This is a genomic window from Paenibacillus marinisediminis (assembly GCF_054343325.1).
The window spans coordinates 82,596-98,051 of the sequence record NZ_JBTGUH010000008.1 but is presented as its reverse complement, the minus strand read 5'-3'; the positions used below and the strand labels follow the sequence as shown (position 1 = coordinate 98,051).

The following is a 15,456-nucleotide window of genomic DNA, read 5'->3' as shown; positions in this document are numbered from 1 at the left end:
CGTAGCGCATATTGCGGCATACACTTTGTTATAGGGAGGTGGGCCGCATGATTGCAATGCTGTTATGGATTGTGGGATGCTACGGGTTGGCGGTGGTGGTCGTTCATCTGGTACACCGACTGCAGAACAAGCTGCGGGGCGTTAAGCCAGCACCTTGGATGCATGTCGTGATTGTGTCGCATAATGATGAGCGTCATATGGAATGGATTATCCGGGCCTATAGCTGGTTCGCTTGGATTAAGGGTAGACGGCTGCAGTTCTCCGTTGTGGACAATAACTCGACGGACGATACAACAGCGATCATTAGCAAAATGGTACATCGCAATGATATGACTTGTCATGTTGTGCATGTGAATAGCAAGAAAGAGCAAGAGGATGCGGTACATCGTTTGCAGATGCAGAAGCAGCCGGAGGAAGTACAGATTGTGCTGATGCTGCATAAGCAAGCAGACTGGCGAAGAGTACCCTTTGTGGCTGGCGGCGCGCTGTAGAAGGCGCGTCCGCCAATGGTCGCGTCGGTTTCGCCGCTGATCCATAGCTGCATCTCGAGTTTGAGTACTTGGCAAATCAAGAACTTGGTGGTAATATTAGGGAGCAGTTATACATGTTCGTAGATGTGAAGCACACATCATTCCGATTGAACTCGGAGTGGGTGTGCTTTTTTGCTGTGTTGGTCACGTGAGGGTCACATTAATCGAAGAATATGCATTAACAGATTAAATAGTTAATCTCGTTTAATGTCAATGGCGTTAGGAAGCTATGTCGCGTAATCAATAATTGTATACTAAAGTACCAATTTGTTAATAGAAACAGAGTAGAGAAAGGCATTATCGCAATTACTAGGAATAATGAACTACATAAGGTGAACATGAACTGGTGACGCTAATTGAAGAATAATATCGAATTATGAAAAAAATACATCCGTGGTAGCAGGAAGTTGAATAGGATTAGAGAACTAATAGATGAAAATTAATAGTTTATAAAGGTAAGTAATGAAATTTTAAATAAATCCCCCCCTAATAAGTTGCACCAGTATCCTCATTAAGACACAACCAACCCGAGATATTTCATAGCAGCAGATGACAAGATCGAGATTGATAAAGTTCTAAAGCCCAAAATAGAGTGAGATAAAAAAGTAGAGAGGTAAGGTGGGAAAGATGCAGGTCATGCTCTATACGGTACGTTCGCGTACAGGCTGGCATATGGGATTGACGCTCAACGGTCGCGTAGACATTAAGTATTGGATGGAAGAATGGAGAGGGGGAACTCCACTGGGAGAGAAGCTCGTCATGCTCAATCAGCTGCTGCCGCTGCCGATTGCGCTTAGAGCATCACAGAAATTTGAAGCGCATTCGGATATGGATAGTTGGGGAGAGGAAGAGTGGGGACGATATTTTGATGGATTCTTGATTATGGCCTATACGATTGACCTAGGGTATCAAGAACAGACGACGAAGAGGATCGATGTTAGGATCTTTGGCAGGAGACAAGTGAATGAAATTGCAGGCAGATATGCAGACAACAGCTACGTGAGGGAGATAGCTACAGCGTATGAAACGAATACTCAGCGAATGATGCCTAGATACGACCGTTTAGTAACGGGATTTGCAGGTATTATTACGTTGAGTGAGCGCTTGTGTGAACTGTTAGAAGGACGTTCTTTGTTTGAAAGTGAGATACTTTCTTTATTGGAGTCTTATGGCGAGAAAATGGATCGGGGTACGCTGCATGCGGCGCTTCAATGGGGAGTGCTGCATGGCAAGCTGGCATTAACGAATGGAATAGCGTGGGGAGAGGGAGGCAGCACCTGGATTCGCTTCGGTCAGCGAACGCTGCGATTGGTTGGGAAGTCGTTTCATGCGTTGAAGTTTCGCTTACCAATCCTGCATGATCCCAAACTGAACGATGATGTGAGCCATACTACAGAGCCTTATTGTCGAAGATGTGGGGGCAGAGGCGAGAAGCTGCAGGAATCCGTTTGTGAGAGCTGCGGCTCGAAGAAGTGTTTGACGTGCACGGAATGTCTGAATCTAGGACGGAGTCGGTCGTGCGCATTGCTCGTGATCGGACTGACAACTTCGGACCCTGTACAAGCTCAGGCGCATAAGAGCTATGGTCCGTCATGGAATGAAGGTAAAGATGCAAGTGATGAGAGTGATCTGGACGAGCTAATGAATCCCTATCATCTTGCACCTGCTCAACGAGACGCGAGTATGAAGGCGTTAAAGTATCTGGAGGGACGCCGCGTGGGTGGAACGGCTGGGAAAGGGGAGTTTTTGTTGTGGGCGGTGACGGGAGCGGGTAAGACGGAGATGATGTTTCCGCTCGTTGGTTACGCCCTCGCGGCGCGGAAGCGGGTATGCATCGCGACACCGAGACGAGATGTGGTGCTGGAGCTTAAGCCGCGGATTGAGCGGGCGTTTGCCAATGCGAAGGTGGCAACGCTGTATGGCGGGAGCGCAGAGCGCTGGGTCAAGGCGGAGATCACGCTGGCGACGACACACCAATTGCTGCGCTTCGCGCATGCTTTTGAGTTGGTTGTTGTGGATGAGCTGGATGCGTATCCTTACCACAACAACCCGATGCTTCAGCGAGCGGCGCAGCAGGCGTTGAAGCCGGGCGGCACGTTTGTGTTTTTGTCGGCGACGCCGCCGGCGCCGATGCAGCGCGCGGTTCGGCGCGGCCAGCTCGCACAGGCGATTGTGCCTGTGCGGTACCATCGCCATCCGCTGCCGGTGCCTGAGCGGATGGCGATGCCGGGGGTGGCCCGCTGCATCGCGCGCGGGCACTTGCCCCGCTGCGTGACCGCCGCTCTGCGGCAGGCGGTTGCGCGGGGGGCGCAGGTGTTCGTCTTCGTGGCGCGAATTCGCCACGTCGAGGGGATGGTCCGGCTGCTGCGCGCGGTGCTTGCGGAGCAGCCGGTGGCAGGCACGTCCGCCGCAGATGCGGAGCGGACGGAGAAGGTGCTTCGCTTCAGGCAGGGAGACATCCGCGTTCTCGTCACGACGACGATCCTGGAACGCGGCGTGACCGTGCCGAGAAGCGACGTCTTCATTCTGGACGCGGACGACAAATTGTTTGACACGTCGTCTCTCGTCCAGATGGCGGGGCGCGCCGGGCGGTCGAAGGACGACCCGCATGGGCGCGTCGTGTTCGCCGCGCCGCAGTGGACCAGCGCCCAGCGCGGAGCGGTGCGGCAGATCCGCCGCATGAACCGCCTGGCGAAGCGCGGCGGTTACTTGCTGGACGGCGCTTCGTAGCAGGAGGGAGTTATGCGATGGAGACAAGACGCAGCTGGTTTGAGCAATGGAGCGCCCCCTCGCATGGCAGCTGTCTCACCTGCGGTGCTCCAACGGGAGGAGCCCCTGGCAATACGGATCCGAGACGATGGATGCATCGTCTCTGCCGGTCTTGCCTGGAGACCATCCCCTGGATCACCGCAATCGGCTGCCGCAGCTGCGGGCGGGGCATCCGCTGCTCGGACTGTAGGCGCCATCCTCTGATGGCGCATGGTCTTGCAGCGAACCGCAGCGTGGTACAATACGATGCGGTCATGAAGGAATGGCTCTCCCGTTTCAAGTTTAAAGGGGAGATCAGGTTTGCCCAGCTGCTTGCAGGCATGATGCTGGAGAGGTACGAGGATGTGTATCAGCGTACCGAGCTCGCCAATAGAAGTAGTCAGAGTTCAGGTTTTTTACAGGGAATAAGAGATCTTGTTGTACAGGGGAATCGCTCACGATTATCATACCCGGACGTTGTAACCTTTGTGCCCTCCAGTACAGAACGGCTGCAGGATCGCGGATTCAATCAAGCCGCTCTTGTGGCGGAGCTGCTGGCGCAAGCTTGGAAACGACCCTTGCTGCCGGCGCTGTCCCGTATGAGGGATGACGCTAGACAGAGCCATCAGAGCAGAAGCGGTCGTGAGCGCAGTATGCAGGGGGCGTATCGCAGCAATCACGAAGTTCTGTCTCGGATTGTTTCTGGTAATAGCAGCTCTGTTTCTATTATGTTGGTTGATGATGTGTTCACGACCGGGAATACGCTGCGTGCTTGTACGGATGCTCTGCGGAGAGGGCTGGATGAAGCGGGCATTAAGAGTACGATATGGAGTTATACTTGGGCAAGGGCTTAAGAACTATAAAAAAAGACTCGTTTTCTGTCAAATGATGAGATATGATTATAGTTAAAGTGATGACAGAAGAGGTGACGGCAATGGAATTGAGTAACTGTTACCGTTGCGGACGGTTATTCGCGAAGGCATTTCGTGATCTGTGTCCCCATTGTTTGAAGGACATTGAGGTTGAATACAACAAATGCGTGGACTATTTGCGAACAGAACGGAAAGCGACGATGTTTGAACTGTCTGAAGCAACAGGTGTCAGCATGAGTCAGATTACGAAGTTTATTCGCGAAGGACGTATCTCGATTGCAGACGCGCCGAATATGTTCTACGACTGCGAGACTTGCGGAAGTCCTATCAATGTGGGGAATATTTGTGAGGATTGTCGTCGCAGACTAATTGGCGATCTGAAGCGCGCACAGGATCATAGTGAAGAGGATGCGGCAAGAGCCGCGCGCAACGCTTCTCATCAGGCAGCTACATACCGTACATCGGAGAAGGAATCGAATCGATAGTAATTATTTTCTAATAGTCAAGCGATTTATTTTGAAGAGACTAAATATTTATGACAGTTAAGCCGATAATCTTAGTAAAGGTTATCGGCTTTTTGCTATTGTAGAGCATATAGAGGTATGAATTCTGATAAGGTTACGATATATATTCCTTTAGTTGAGTGAAGAGGTGAACATGATGAAGATTAATGATACACAACGGATAGGTGCAGCACAGCAATATCAGCGTCAGTCAGCTTTGCAGCGGACAACGAAGCCTTCGGCGCGGAAGGACGAGGTATCTATCTCTACTGAGGCGAAGGAGATGCTCGACGCGCAGAACAAGGTTCAGGATACGAATCGAGCTAGTCGTATTCAAGAGCTGAAGCAGGCGGTTTCTACTGGGACTTATCATGTAGATGCCGAGAAAGTAGCGGAGAAGCTTCTACCGATATTTCGTCGTTACTCAGAATAACAGACGGATGGGCGATGCTATAGGAATGGGAGGCGATTGAATGGAGATTGGAGCTATAATCGATAACTTATACACATTAGAAGGCTACTATCAGGAGCTTATTGAGAGCGCGCGCCGGAAGACGAGAGTCATCGTTGAGAACGATATCGATCAGCTGCTGAAGTGCACACAAGCTGAGAAATCGTTGATGAAACAGATCGCTGAAGCAGAGCAGCAGCTCCTTGATCGTTCATATGCTTTCATCCAGAGCAAGGGGATACGCTCGCAGTTAAAGCTTACGGTTACGGAGCTTTCGAAGCTGGTGTTTGATCCTGATCAGCGTCAGAGTCTGCGCGCTGTACAGCTGAAGCTGAATGACACACTGGAGTCGTTGAAGGAGCTTAACGATCATAATCAGCAGCTGCTTGATCAATCGCTGCAATATGTTAATTACCGACTTGATCTGATGATTGAATATCCAGATGAAGGTCTTACGTATAAACGGCCGGAACAAAGCAATCGCTCAGTGTGGACGGCAGGGCGCATGGACACTAGAGCATAACTATGAACGGGTAAAGGAAGGTATCGTATGAGATCTACTTTTCATGGATTAGAGACGAGCAAACGCTCACTGTTTGTACAGAACACGATGATGCAGACGTTGGGACACAATATTGCGAATGCATCCACAGAAGGCTATACACGTCAGCGCGTCAGCGCTTCGGCAACGCGCCCGCTGGAGATGCCGGGCATGTACTCCTCTGTTGCTCCAGGGCAGCTGGGTACAGGGGTTCAATATGACAGCATCACGCGAGTTCGCGATTCATTTCTAGATGTGCAATATCGAAGAGAGAATCAAAGCTTGGGCGAATGGCAGGTTCTGAACAGCTCCATTAGCTCCATAGAGGGATTCCTGAATGAGCCGTCTGACAATGGTCTAAGAGCGGTAATGGATAAGTTCTGGGATTCATGGGAAGTACTGAACCGAGATCCTAGCTTGTTAAGTGCCCGAGTAGAGGTAATAGGCTCGGCGACTAATATGACAGATATGATTAAGCATGTCGGCAGTTCACTGACGAAGCTGCAGGATGACATTAATACCAATATTAATATTAAGCTCACAGAAGCTAATGATCTGATTAATAACATTAATAATCTAACGCAAATGATTAAGAAGGTTGAAGGTCTTAACGACAATGCGAATGACTTCCGCGACCAACGGGATCTATTGATCGATAAGCTGTCAACTATTATAGATGTTCAAGTGGTAGAAGGCGCTTATGGCGAAATGACGTTAACCGCAGGCGGACAGGTTGTCATGGAAGATGATGCGGTTACTTTCCTTACTGAAGATATTCTCGATACTGCGCAAGCAGGTGAATTGAGCGGATATAATAAATCGCTTACTGAAGTGGAACGGATGCGTACTCAGCTGAATGCGATGGTCAACACGCTGGTCACTGGCAAGGTAGAAGTCGAGTTGCCTTCGGGATACGTTGCAGCCCAAGATATGATCGCGAAGACGGCTACTACTTTGGAAAATGGCTCCGTGATTCAGCCGGGCAGCACCATTCCAGCAGGTTCAGTGCTGTCAAGTTCCGTTAAAGTGGATGTGCAAGGCTTTAACGGCCTGCATCAGATGGGATATTCGCTATCGGACCCTGCTAAGTCGGGCATTCCATTCTTCACCACGATGGATGGTGGGACAGCGTTCACGATCGATAACATCCAGGTTAATCCTGATATCGTGAAGGATACGAATATGATCGCGGCTTCCGGCCGTTACAATGTGGAAAAAGGTCAAAACGTTACGGTCAAAGGCAACAGTGTTATCGCGCACGGGCTAGCTTCGATGCGTGACTCGATATTTGAATTTCCGAAGGATCTGACGGCATTGTCAACGGGTACGACGGATGACTTCTATCGAGCCTTGGTTGGAGACTTAGGTACACGATCCGCCAATGCGGGACGGAATGTCAAGGTTCAACAAGATATGGTGGACAATGTCGATCTCAGACGTCAATCGGTCAGCGGTGTATCCCTGGATGAAGAGATGGCTGACATGATTCGATTCCAGCACGCTTATAATGCGGCAGCTCGGAATATGACGGCTGTTGACGAAATGCTGGATCGCGTTATTAACCAGATGGGAATAGTCGGACGCTAACATAGGCATTGACGAAGGAGGATAAACATGCGGGTAACAGGGAGTATGCAGAACACGCAGCTGCTTAAGAATATGCGTAACAATAATAGCAATATCACGGATCTGCAGAACAAGCTGGCGTCGGGGCAGAAGATCCATCGACCGGGCGACGACCCAGTAGGGATCGGCTATCAGATGCGTTATGACACGGAATTAAGCCGCAATGATGAGTATACAACTAACGCTTCGATGGGTTCTGGAATGCTCAGCACGATGGATTCCTTGATGCAGCAGGCGAACGATGTATTGAAGCGTGTTCGGGTGTTAGCTCAGCAAGCCTCCACCGGAACTACGCCAGATGATGCTCGCAAGGCGATATCTGCTGAGATGAAGCAGCTCAAAGAGCAGCTCGTTATGATTGGAAACAGCTCCTATAATGGACGTTATCTATTTAATGGGCAGATGACGGACCGCCCGCCATATACGGTGAAAGGCGCATCAACGGAAACGACGGATAAAGGCGTATACGAGCTTAATGTAAGCCCAGCCGTTACAGTTCCTGTGAGTATTACCGGAGAGCTCATATTCGGCGGTGCTGTAGACCTAAGCAAGCCTGCAACTCCAGATAATGATAATGTATTTCGTATGATGGATGATTTGATTAGTGCACTTGAAACAAATGATACGAAACAGATTGCGGATAGTATGACGAGAGTTGACTTACATGTTGATCGGATCGTAACACAATGGTCAGAGATCGGCGCGCGAATGAACCGCTTCGAGCTCATGGAGAATCGTCTGCAAGATGATAAAGTTTCGTTGACGGAACAACGCGCGGATGTGGCGGATGTGGATATGCCGGGAGCATTTATCAAGCTGAAGACACAAGAGAACGTTTTGCAGGCCTCGCTCGCAACTGGGGCTCGCATTATGCAGGTATCCTTGATCGACTTTATCCGATAGTCGTTAACCTAAATTGCTATAGAAAGTGAAGGTGGCAGCATCGGTGCAGATTTCTAGCATTATTCGTCAGATTCAGTCTCATTCCTTTCGGTATGAGCCAGCTGAGCTTCATATCTCGACCCGCAATCCAGAGATGGATGCGGATTGGGAGGCGGTCTGGGAAGAGATCGGAGTGCTGCCGCCTTCCTCGCTCGCCAAGGAACTGAAGTCTGATGCCTTTCTCAATGGGCTGGAAAGTATTGCTCAACATACGCAAGAAGGCGACCAGTTAGGCAACATCGCAAAGAACAATGTGTCTTATGGTGAGTTGGTCTTCCAACGTTACATCAGAAGCGGAGTGAAGGAAGTACAGCTTCAAGCGCTGCCCAGATTCGGTGTATCTATAGACGTGAGGATCTATCCGCCTGAGATTAAAGTAGAAACGAAAGGTGTTGTTCGAGAGTGAGTATAGCGAGTGAAGCGGATGAAGTAGTGATACACAGCTCTGTTTATGGAGTATTGAAGCCGCATAATCATCAGCTGTTTGATATGACCAAGGGAATGATAGGTTTTCAAGCCATTCGTGAGTATGCCTTAATTCCATATGAAGATACGCCCTTCTATATATTGCATGCGGTTCAGGAGGATATTAGCTTTATCCTGCTGCCTGCCGATCAAGTAGATAATTTCGCGATAGAGCTTGATCCTGCCACAGTTCATTCTCTTGAGCTAAGCGGACCGGAAGATGCCGTCACGATGCTTGTCGTCAATCTGAATGAGGGTCAGGTGAGCGTTAATTTGCGTGCCCCGGTGATTCTAGCACCATTGACTAGAAAGGCATGTCAATACATCATTCACAATGCGGAACTCCCGATTCGCCATGTGTTGCGTGAAGGAGGCGATGACTCTGCTCGTCCTTAAACGGAAAGTCGGAGAGAAAGTGATGATTGGCGACGATGTTGAAGTTGTCGTGCTTGGTGTCGAAGGCGATTATGTCAAGCTTGGCTTTAATGCCCCGCAGCATGTTCAGATTATGCGCAAGGAGCTTCATCAAGGCATTGCAGCAGAGAATGCTGCGGCCGAAACGATCAAGCCTAATAAGCAACAGATAGATAATGTACTTAAGAACTTTAAGAAATAGGGAGTAATACGGTAAATCAAACGGTCTGGTGAGGTGGAAATAAGATGAACGAAATTCATCGATATAATACCGGCAGCATAGACTTTCAACGAGATAAAGCAGGATTCTCGCTTCCGAGGTCCATTAATACAAGTAATATGGGGAACATACTGCCGCAGCTGGGCAAGACCGATCTCGAGCCGTATTCGGAATCAGACAAGAAACAGGTTGAACTAGCACTGCGGCAATTGAATAAAACCATTAAGACATCTGGAACAGAGATTAGATTGAAGTACCATGAAGAAGCCGAACAGATCGTAGTGGAGCTGCTGGATCAAGCCTCGAGAGAGGTTATTGCAACTTCACCTGCAGAATATCTGTTGGAATTGTCGATTCGGATGAAAGAGATGGTCGGTGTCTTTTTGGACGAGAAAGTATAACAAGCTTTGTGAACCTATTCTATTGTTGGGTGGTGGAATAAATGTCATTTAGTATATCAGGTATTGCGTCAGGTATTGATACAGCGGGAATGATTGACCAGCTGATGAAGTTAGAGCGCATACCTTATAACAAGTTGGAAACGAAGAAGAAGGATTTACAGAGTTCCCAGGAACTATTTCGTTCGTTAAATACGAAGTTGAATACATTAAAGACAGCTGCTACGGATTTGACTTACAATAATAACTTTAACATATCCTCTGTTAAGAGCTCGGATGAATCTGCTGTTAGAGTATCGGGAACATCTAAAGCGGCTACGGGAAACTATAATATTGAGGTAGAGAAGTTAGCCAAAAGCCATGTAATCAAATCGAGTGAATTCTCAGAGACCGGCAATGCACTTAAGCCCGATGATATAATCACGATCGATAACGTTGATTTCAAGCTTAGAGGCAATAATGATGCAGAAGTGTTAGAGAATTTGAAGAATGATATTAACGGTAAATCTAAAAGTATATCAGCAGCTGTCGTTGAGACATCGGCAGGAAACAAGACTTTAGTTTTAACCTCAATTAATTCAGGGAAGAAAAATACAATTAATAGTGCAACGGGTCCCCAGATAACAGGGTTGGACAAGATCGGTATAACGGGAAGTTTGATAGATCCTAAACAGAATATGGTCCAAGATTCTAGTGATGCGCGCCTTAAAGTTAATGGACTAGTGGTTGAAAGTGCGACAAATGAAATAAAAGGAGTTATCGATGGAGTCACCATTACGGCGCTTAAAGAAAACTCCTCATCCATGATCACGGCTCAAAAAGATACCAGTAAGGTATACGATAACGTTAAAAAATTTGTAGATGCTTTCAATGATGTCCGTAAACTCATTCGGGATAATACGGCAAAAGATAAACCCTTGCAAGGTGATTCTACTCTTAGACAATTGGATATGGAACTAACAGACTGGGTAACCAAAGTTGTAGGTGATACCCCTGCCACTAAAGTAATGCTTGCCGATATTGGTATTGATATGGACAAGGGTAAAAAAGGATCAGAGATGACGGGTCAGCTGACTCTAGACGAAAAGAAATTTAAAGAAGTCTTCGAGAGCGATCCAGATAAAGTTATTGCACTTTTTAACTTTGAAGGCAGTTCTAATGGGATTGCGCGAAATATTACTGATAAAATTGATGGATGGACGAGTACAACGAATGGGATTCTGAATTCTCGTATAAAAGGGTATGATTCCGAAATTTCCTTTGTCGATGAATCGATGGAAAATATGTTGGTTCGCCTTGAGAAGAAAGAACAAAGTCTCAAGAGGGAATTTACCGCTATGGAAGTTGCAATGGGTAAATTGCAGAGTGAAGGGAATTGGTTGAACAGTCAATTGGCCGGTCTAAGTAAATCCAAAGGTTAAGGGGATAGAAATGTGAATCCTTCGCTAGCAAAGAGTTATCAAGCTTACCAGAAAAACAAATATGAAACGGCTTCTCCTCATCGTTTAATCTCTATGTTGTACGCAGGTGCAATTAAATTCGTAAATCAATCCATTGTCTTTTTGGACAGTGGGGATTATAAATCCGCTCATCAATCATTGCTGAAGGCTCAAGACATTGTGTGTGAACTTATTTCTTCTCTTAATGAAAGAGAAGGGGGAGAGATCGCTAGCAATCTAAAGAATCTATACCTGTATATGATCGAACAGATGGTGGGGGCTAATCTCAACAAAAGTTCGGAAACTCTTCCGGTTGTTGTAGAGATGTTGCAGTCTATTAGCAGTGCTTGGAATGAAATGGGGAAAGAAATGTCAGCAGGGAAATCCTATGCATAGTATTACAGATAAGATCAGTATTTATCATGAAATGGATCGTTTAATTAAGAAGCTCTCTAACGAGATTCAACAAAGTACGGAGTGGAACGATGCTGCTTTCCTACTGTTCGAGGATGAATGGGAGACGTGCAAGCAGATTATTGAAAGTTCCTCTTCTTCGATCGAGTCATTAGATGAGGATCAAGAAAAGGTGCTGCTGCAACAATTAATAGATAATCATCAGTCTTTGTTGAAACTTGTGGAGAGTAAGTTTAATGACGTTAAGTCTCAAGTCGTAGTTGTAAAGCAGAATCAAACCATTGCCAATGCCTACTATAACCTAGGGCGGATGAATGATACTGCCTATTATTTTGATAAAAAACAATAATTTTTTTGAATCTACTATAAACTTCTATTCACGAAATAACGATATATATAATAGGTCGCAAGGACGTGACCTATAACTTATAATCATGGAGGATGATTAGAATGTCTATGTTTATCAACACAAACGTTGGCGCGATCAACGCTCACCGCAACCTGGGTATCAACAACAATGCAATGGGTAAGACAATGGAAAAGTTGTCTTCTGGTTTCCGCATTAACCGTGCAGCAGACGATGCTGCTGGTCTTGCAATTTCCGAGAAGATGCGTTTCCAAATGAACGGTATGACTCAAGCTATGCGTAACGCGCAAGACGGCGTTTCTTTGATTCAAACAGCTGAGGGTGCTTTGACAGAAGTTCACTCCATGCTGCAACGTTTGAACACATTGGCTAACCAATCTGCTACTGGTACTTACGATGACAAAGACCGTGCGAACATTCAAAAGGAAGTAGACCAACTGGTCTCCGAGATCGACAACATCTCCAAGTCCACTAACTTCAATGGTATTCAATTGCTAGGAAGTGGTGGAACAGGTGCTGCTACATTCTCAACTTCTGTTACATTCCAAATTGGTGTTGATGGTTCTAACCAATTGACTGCAACATTGCAGTCTATGGATGCTAACACTTTGAAATTGTCGGGCTTGTCCCTTAGCTCTGCTGCAGCTGCTAAAGATGCAATTGCTCTAATTGAATCTGCTATCAATACAGTTTCTGAGCAACGCGCAGACTTCGGTGCTGTTCAAAACCGTTTGGAGCACACAATCGCTAACCTTGGTGTTACGAATGAAAACTTGTCAGCTTCCGAATCCCGTATCCGCAATGCAGATATGGCTAAAGAAATGACAGACTTTACACGTAATCAAATTTTGGTACAAGCAGGAACATCGATGTTAGCTCAAGCTAACTCCGCTCCTCAAAGCGTACTGAAATTGCTCGGCTAATTAAATTCGTAATATCCAATAACCTGAGGGTACTTATACCCTCAGGTTATTTTTATATGTACCGATTGTCAAAGCGTTATTTCACCTTTGTTCTTCAAACATAAAGCTTTTATGCCGATATAAATATTATTAAATCGAAAATATGAGGTGCAAATGTGAATATAATTGTTGATGATATATCTGAAGATTACATAATAGAATCAATAACTGACATGGAAAATACATGGATGGATATTACTAAGCAGATCATGAACAATAATAAATTGCTCTATAGTGTCGAATTAGATGGCATAGTGTATTATGACGGATACGCAGAAGAATTATTAGAAAGGTATAATGAGATCCAGACCGTTTCGATAAAGACAGTAACTCCAGAACATAGCATTACTATTACTCTGCAGGAGCTTAAACAGTATTCCGCAAAAGTAATGGGTACAATGGGAGAGTATATAAAACCGCTTTATGGTAATTCTTCTGACGAATCCGGAGAAATAATATCTACAGTCGTAGGGGCTGTTGAATGGGTCGGAAGTTCATTGGCATTCCTGCAGCTCTTAAGCCAACAAGTTGAAGCTCAAGCAGAAGTTTATGAGTTAGCTAATGGTGCTATAGAGAAGTTAAACCCAGTTCTTGAATTGTTAGGTGGAGAATTAGAATGGGGGAATCATATTGGGTTTGCAGATATCATTCAGTATGAATTCATTCCTCTTGTAGAAGAGTTCTATCTTAAAAGTGAGGAGGTTGTAGGTTCTATTGAGACAAGTGGATATATACAGTAATGTGATCGAAGAACGTTTCCCGCATCTAAAGTCTGTAATTGTCGATAATGAACAAATTCCCGAATCCTTTAAGATTGTGACATCAAGGGATAACCGAAGTAATTTAGCGGTGCATATAAATGGGCGGCATCATTATATATATAGTAACTATAATTCCGAACGTGAAGTTTCAATGTGGCTAGATCAAATTACAGACAGAGTGGTCAACTCGAAGAATATCTTACTAAAAGGGTTAGGTTTAGGATATCATCTGTATGCGCTACTAGAAAAGTTTCCAGAAAAAAAATTCTATGTTTATGAACCAAGTCAATATTTATTTTCATTAGCGATTCATTCACAAATGCTTAAAGAAATACTTAAATCTCAAAGTGTTATTGATATAGCAGTTGGTACTGAGGAAATCGAAAATAGAAGATTCTTAGATAAGTTTACGGAAAAAGTTTCAGATTCGTTTACTGAATTGGTTATCCCTTCTTATGAAAAAATGTTCGAGAAGGAGATTGTGGATTTTGGTGAACTTGCAGTTCAAATTACGAAGATGAAAAGAAGTAATCTTGCAACCTTTAGCACCTTTGCTCAGGATTGGATTGATAATATTCTATCTAACATAAAGTACATTACAAGGTCCCACGGTGTTAATGTACTATCGAATATTTTCACTAATATTCCAGCGGTGGTTGTTGGTTCGGGTCCGTCTCTTCAATATGATATCGAACAACTAAGAAGTATTAAAGATCGAGTTGTTATAATAGCAGCAGGTACAAGTACGCAAGCGTTGTTAGCGGCAGAGATAGAACCCCATATCATTGTATCAATGGATGGTGGAGAGCCCAATTTAAGAGCGTTTCAGTCTATTGCGACAGACCACATTCCACTAGTATACGGGTCATTTATTCATCCAGGTATACTGAATAAGAATCGTAGTTATACTGCATACGCAATTATGGATTTAGATCCTATCACTTCACATCTCTTAGGGAATGAAGTTGAAGGGGATAAATTCAAATCCAACTTTAGTGTTACAGGGTTATGTGTACAATTGGCAGCTCTAATGGGATGCCATATGATCATTTTTACAGGGCAGGATCTCTCATTCCCGAATCGACAATACTACACTGGGGGAGTCAATCATATTAACGCGGAGTTAACTGCAACAGTTCTGGATGATGCTTCGATGGAAGTTGAGAATGTATACGGCGGAAAAAATGTTACCAATCATGGGATGTATGTTACCCTCCGTGATATCGAGAATCTGATTGGGTTATTCCCCCATTTGCAATTTGTTAACGCATCTCAAAATGGAGCTGTAATTGAGGGAGCACCGTTTCAAGCTCTGTGCGATATTCACTTACCAGAAACAGTGGACCTTAACCCGGATACCGTTATCAATGCTCTTGATAGATTGACTGTGAAGGATATGACGAACGATGTCATATTACAGCTTGATCGTGATATACAAGATTTATATATATTAGATCATACCCTCAACAAATTGCTAAAGGTCATTAATCGTTTGAAAAACCATACTAACAATCGTAACGAATTAATAACTGGGCTGAATAAAGTGGCATCTTTATGGTCTGATATATCACATAATAAAGCTTATAGAGTATATGTTAACTTTGGACTAAGCTCTGTTATGAATAGTTACCAGCGCTATATTGCTGAGATTAGTGAATATGCGGATCCAAAAGACAAGTTCAAGATTATCGATAACCATTTAAGATCATTGAGTGAGAAAATAATAAAGTTTATTCCTAATGTGGAATCATCTATTAGAGAATGTGTTAAAGATTTGCGCATGGATCAAAGTGATCAGTAGCG

Annotated in this window: 19 protein-coding genes; all 19 read left to right on the top strand. The window is 45.3% G+C overall.

Going from position 1 to position 15,456, the window contains the following annotated elements:
* Positions 1–47 precede the first annotated feature (47 nt).
* The 19 genes from ACXX53_RS17220 (at position 48) to ACXX53_RS17130 (ending at position 15,454) form a co-directional block, all read left to right on the top strand.
* Positions 48–491 (top strand): glycosyltransferase family A protein, encoded by a 444-nt coding sequence (locus tag ACXX53_RS17220; RefSeq protein WP_458569907.1) that lies wholly within the window; start codon positions 48–50, stop codon positions 489–491.
* 666 nt (positions 492–1,157) lie between these two features.
* On the top strand, positions 1,158–3,260 hold the full coding sequence (locus tag ACXX53_RS17215) for a DEAD/DEAH box helicase (protein WP_458570028.1): 2,103 nt from the start codon (positions 1,158–1,160) through the stop codon (positions 3,258–3,260).
* 12 nt (positions 3,261–3,272) lie between these two features.
* The gene (locus tag ACXX53_RS17210) at positions 3,273–3,503 is read left to right on the top strand and encodes a hypothetical protein (protein ID WP_458569906.1); all 231 of its coding nucleotides are present in this window, start codon (positions 3,273–3,275) and stop codon (positions 3,501–3,503) included.
* Positions 3,503–4,132, top strand: coding sequence for a ComF family protein (locus ACXX53_RS17205; protein ID WP_458569905.1), 630 nt, complete (start codon positions 3,503–3,505; stop codon positions 4,130–4,132). The genes ACXX53_RS17210 and ACXX53_RS17205 overlap by 1 nt, the downstream gene beginning before the upstream one ends.
* A gap of 80 nt (positions 4,133–4,212) precedes the next feature.
* Positions 4,213–4,635: a TIGR03826 family flagellar region protein gene (locus ACXX53_RS17200; RefSeq protein ID WP_458569904.1), complete on the top strand. Its 423-nt coding sequence runs from the start codon at positions 4,213–4,215 to the stop codon at positions 4,633–4,635.
* Between the two features lie 175 nt (positions 4,636–4,810).
* Entirely contained in the window at positions 4,811–5,086 is a 276-nt protein-coding gene (flgM, locus tag ACXX53_RS17195) for a flagellar biosynthesis anti-sigma factor FlgM (protein ID WP_458569903.1), read from the top strand.
* 40 nt (positions 5,087–5,126) lie between these two features.
* A complete protein-coding gene (locus ACXX53_RS17190) occupies positions 5,127–5,627 on the top strand; it encodes a flagellar protein FlgN (RefSeq protein WP_458569902.1) in 501 nt (166 codons plus the stop codon).
* A 27-nt stretch (positions 5,628–5,654) separates the two neighbouring features.
* Positions 5,655–7,232 carry a flagellar hook-associated protein FlgK gene (gene flgK, locus ACXX53_RS17185; protein ID WP_458569901.1) on the top strand — a complete coding sequence of 526 codons (1,578 nt, stop codon included), beginning with the start codon at positions 5,655–5,657 and terminating at the stop codon, positions 7,230–7,232.
* A 27-nt stretch (positions 7,233–7,259) separates the two neighbouring features.
* A complete protein-coding gene (gene flgL, locus ACXX53_RS17180; protein WP_458569900.1) occupies positions 7,260–8,174 on the top strand; it encodes a flagellar hook-associated protein FlgL in 915 nt (304 codons plus the stop codon).
* A 43-nt stretch (positions 8,175–8,217) separates the two neighbouring features.
* Positions 8,218–8,619 (top strand): DUF6470 family protein, encoded by a 402-nt coding sequence (locus ACXX53_RS17175; RefSeq protein ID WP_458569899.1) that lies wholly within the window; start codon positions 8,218–8,220, stop codon positions 8,617–8,619.
* Positions 8,616–9,074: a flagellar assembly protein FliW gene (fliW, locus tag ACXX53_RS17170; protein WP_458569898.1), complete on the top strand. Its 459-nt coding sequence runs from the start codon at positions 8,616–8,618 to the stop codon at positions 9,072–9,074. Before ACXX53_RS17175 ends, fliW begins: the two co-directional genes overlap by 4 nt.
* Positions 9,055–9,294: a carbon storage regulator CsrA gene (gene csrA / locus ACXX53_RS17165; protein WP_458569897.1), complete on the top strand. Its 240-nt coding sequence runs from the start codon at positions 9,055–9,057 to the stop codon at positions 9,292–9,294. The genes fliW and csrA overlap by 20 nt, the downstream gene beginning before the upstream one ends.
* Before the next feature lie 44 nt (positions 9,295–9,338).
* The gene (locus ACXX53_RS17160; protein ID WP_458569896.1) at positions 9,339–9,713 is read left to right on the top strand and encodes a flagellar protein FlaG; all 375 of its coding nucleotides are present in this window, start codon (positions 9,339–9,341) and stop codon (positions 9,711–9,713) included.
* A 41-nt stretch (positions 9,714–9,754) separates the two neighbouring features.
* Positions 9,755–11,131: a flagellar filament capping protein FliD gene (fliD, locus tag ACXX53_RS17155; RefSeq protein ID WP_458569895.1), complete on the top strand. Its 1,377-nt coding sequence runs from the start codon at positions 9,755–9,757 to the stop codon at positions 11,129–11,131.
* A 12-nt stretch (positions 11,132–11,143) separates the two neighbouring features.
* Positions 11,144–11,545, top strand: coding sequence for a flagellar export chaperone FliS (fliS, locus tag ACXX53_RS17150; protein ID WP_458569894.1), 402 nt, complete (start codon positions 11,144–11,146; stop codon positions 11,543–11,545).
* Positions 11,538–11,912: a hypothetical protein gene (locus ACXX53_RS17145; RefSeq protein WP_458569893.1), complete on the top strand. Its 375-nt coding sequence runs from the start codon at positions 11,538–11,540 to the stop codon at positions 11,910–11,912. Before fliS ends, ACXX53_RS17145 begins: the two co-directional genes overlap by 8 nt.
* Positions 11,913–12,013: 101 nt before the next feature.
* Positions 12,014–12,853 (top strand): flagellin N-terminal helical domain-containing protein, encoded by an 840-nt coding sequence (locus tag ACXX53_RS17140; RefSeq protein WP_458569892.1) that lies wholly within the window; start codon positions 12,014–12,016, stop codon positions 12,851–12,853.
* A gap of 155 nt (positions 12,854–13,008) precedes the next feature.
* Positions 13,009–13,632 carry a hypothetical protein gene (locus ACXX53_RS17135; protein ID WP_458569891.1) on the top strand — a complete coding sequence of 208 codons (624 nt, stop codon included), beginning with the start codon at positions 13,009–13,011 and terminating at the stop codon, positions 13,630–13,632.
* Entirely contained in the window at positions 13,616–15,454 is a 1,839-nt protein-coding gene (locus ACXX53_RS17130) for a motility associated factor glycosyltransferase family protein (protein ID WP_458570027.1), read from the top strand. The genes ACXX53_RS17135 and ACXX53_RS17130 overlap by 17 nt, the downstream gene beginning before the upstream one ends.
* Positions 15,455–15,456 lie beyond the last annotated feature (2 nt).

What these genes read in the sequence shown, in the direction of transcription:
- flgM (WP_458569903.1), top strand. Translation starts at nt 4,811, where the DNA reads ATGAAGATTAATGATACACAACGGATAGGTGCAGCACAGCAATATCAG.
- ACXX53_RS17145 (WP_458569893.1), top strand. Translation starts at nt 11,538, where the DNA reads ATGCATAGTATTACAGATAAGATCAGTATTTATCATGAAATGGATCGT.
- flgL (WP_458569900.1), top strand. Translation starts at nt 7,260, where the DNA reads ATGCGGGTAACAGGGAGTATGCAGAACACGCAGCTGCTTAAGAATATG.
- ACXX53_RS17140 (WP_458569892.1), top strand. Translation starts at nt 12,014, where the DNA reads ATGTCTATGTTTATCAACACAAACGTTGGCGCGATCAACGCTCACCGC.
- ACXX53_RS17200 (WP_458569904.1), top strand. Translation starts at nt 4,213, where the DNA reads ATGGAATTGAGTAACTGTTACCGTTGCGGACGGTTATTCGCGAAGGCA.
- ACXX53_RS17205 (WP_458569905.1), top strand. Translation starts at nt 3,503, where the DNA reads ATGGCGCATGGTCTTGCAGCGAACCGCAGCGTGGTACAATACGATGCG.
- ACXX53_RS17160 (WP_458569896.1), top strand. Translation starts at nt 9,339, where the DNA reads ATGAACGAAATTCATCGATATAATACCGGCAGCATAGACTTTCAACGA.
- csrA (WP_458569897.1), top strand. Translation starts at nt 9,055, where the DNA reads ATGACTCTGCTCGTCCTTAAACGGAAAGTCGGAGAGAAAGTGATGATT.
- ACXX53_RS17220 (WP_458569907.1), top strand. Translation starts at nt 48, where the DNA reads ATGATTGCAATGCTGTTATGGATTGTGGGATGCTACGGGTTGGCGGTG.
- fliD (WP_458569895.1), top strand. Translation starts at nt 9,755, where the DNA reads ATGTCATTTAGTATATCAGGTATTGCGTCAGGTATTGATACAGCGGGA.
- ACXX53_RS17210 (WP_458569906.1), top strand. Translation starts at nt 3,273, where the DNA reads ATGCGATGGAGACAAGACGCAGCTGGTTTGAGCAATGGAGCGCCCCCT.
- ACXX53_RS17215 (WP_458570028.1), top strand. Translation starts at nt 1,158, where the DNA reads ATGCAGGTCATGCTCTATACGGTACGTTCGCGTACAGGCTGGCATATG.
- flgK (WP_458569901.1), top strand. Translation starts at nt 5,655, where the DNA reads ATGAGATCTACTTTTCATGGATTAGAGACGAGCAAACGCTCACTGTTT.
- ACXX53_RS17190 (WP_458569902.1), top strand. Translation starts at nt 5,127, where the DNA reads ATGGAGATTGGAGCTATAATCGATAACTTATACACATTAGAAGGCTAC.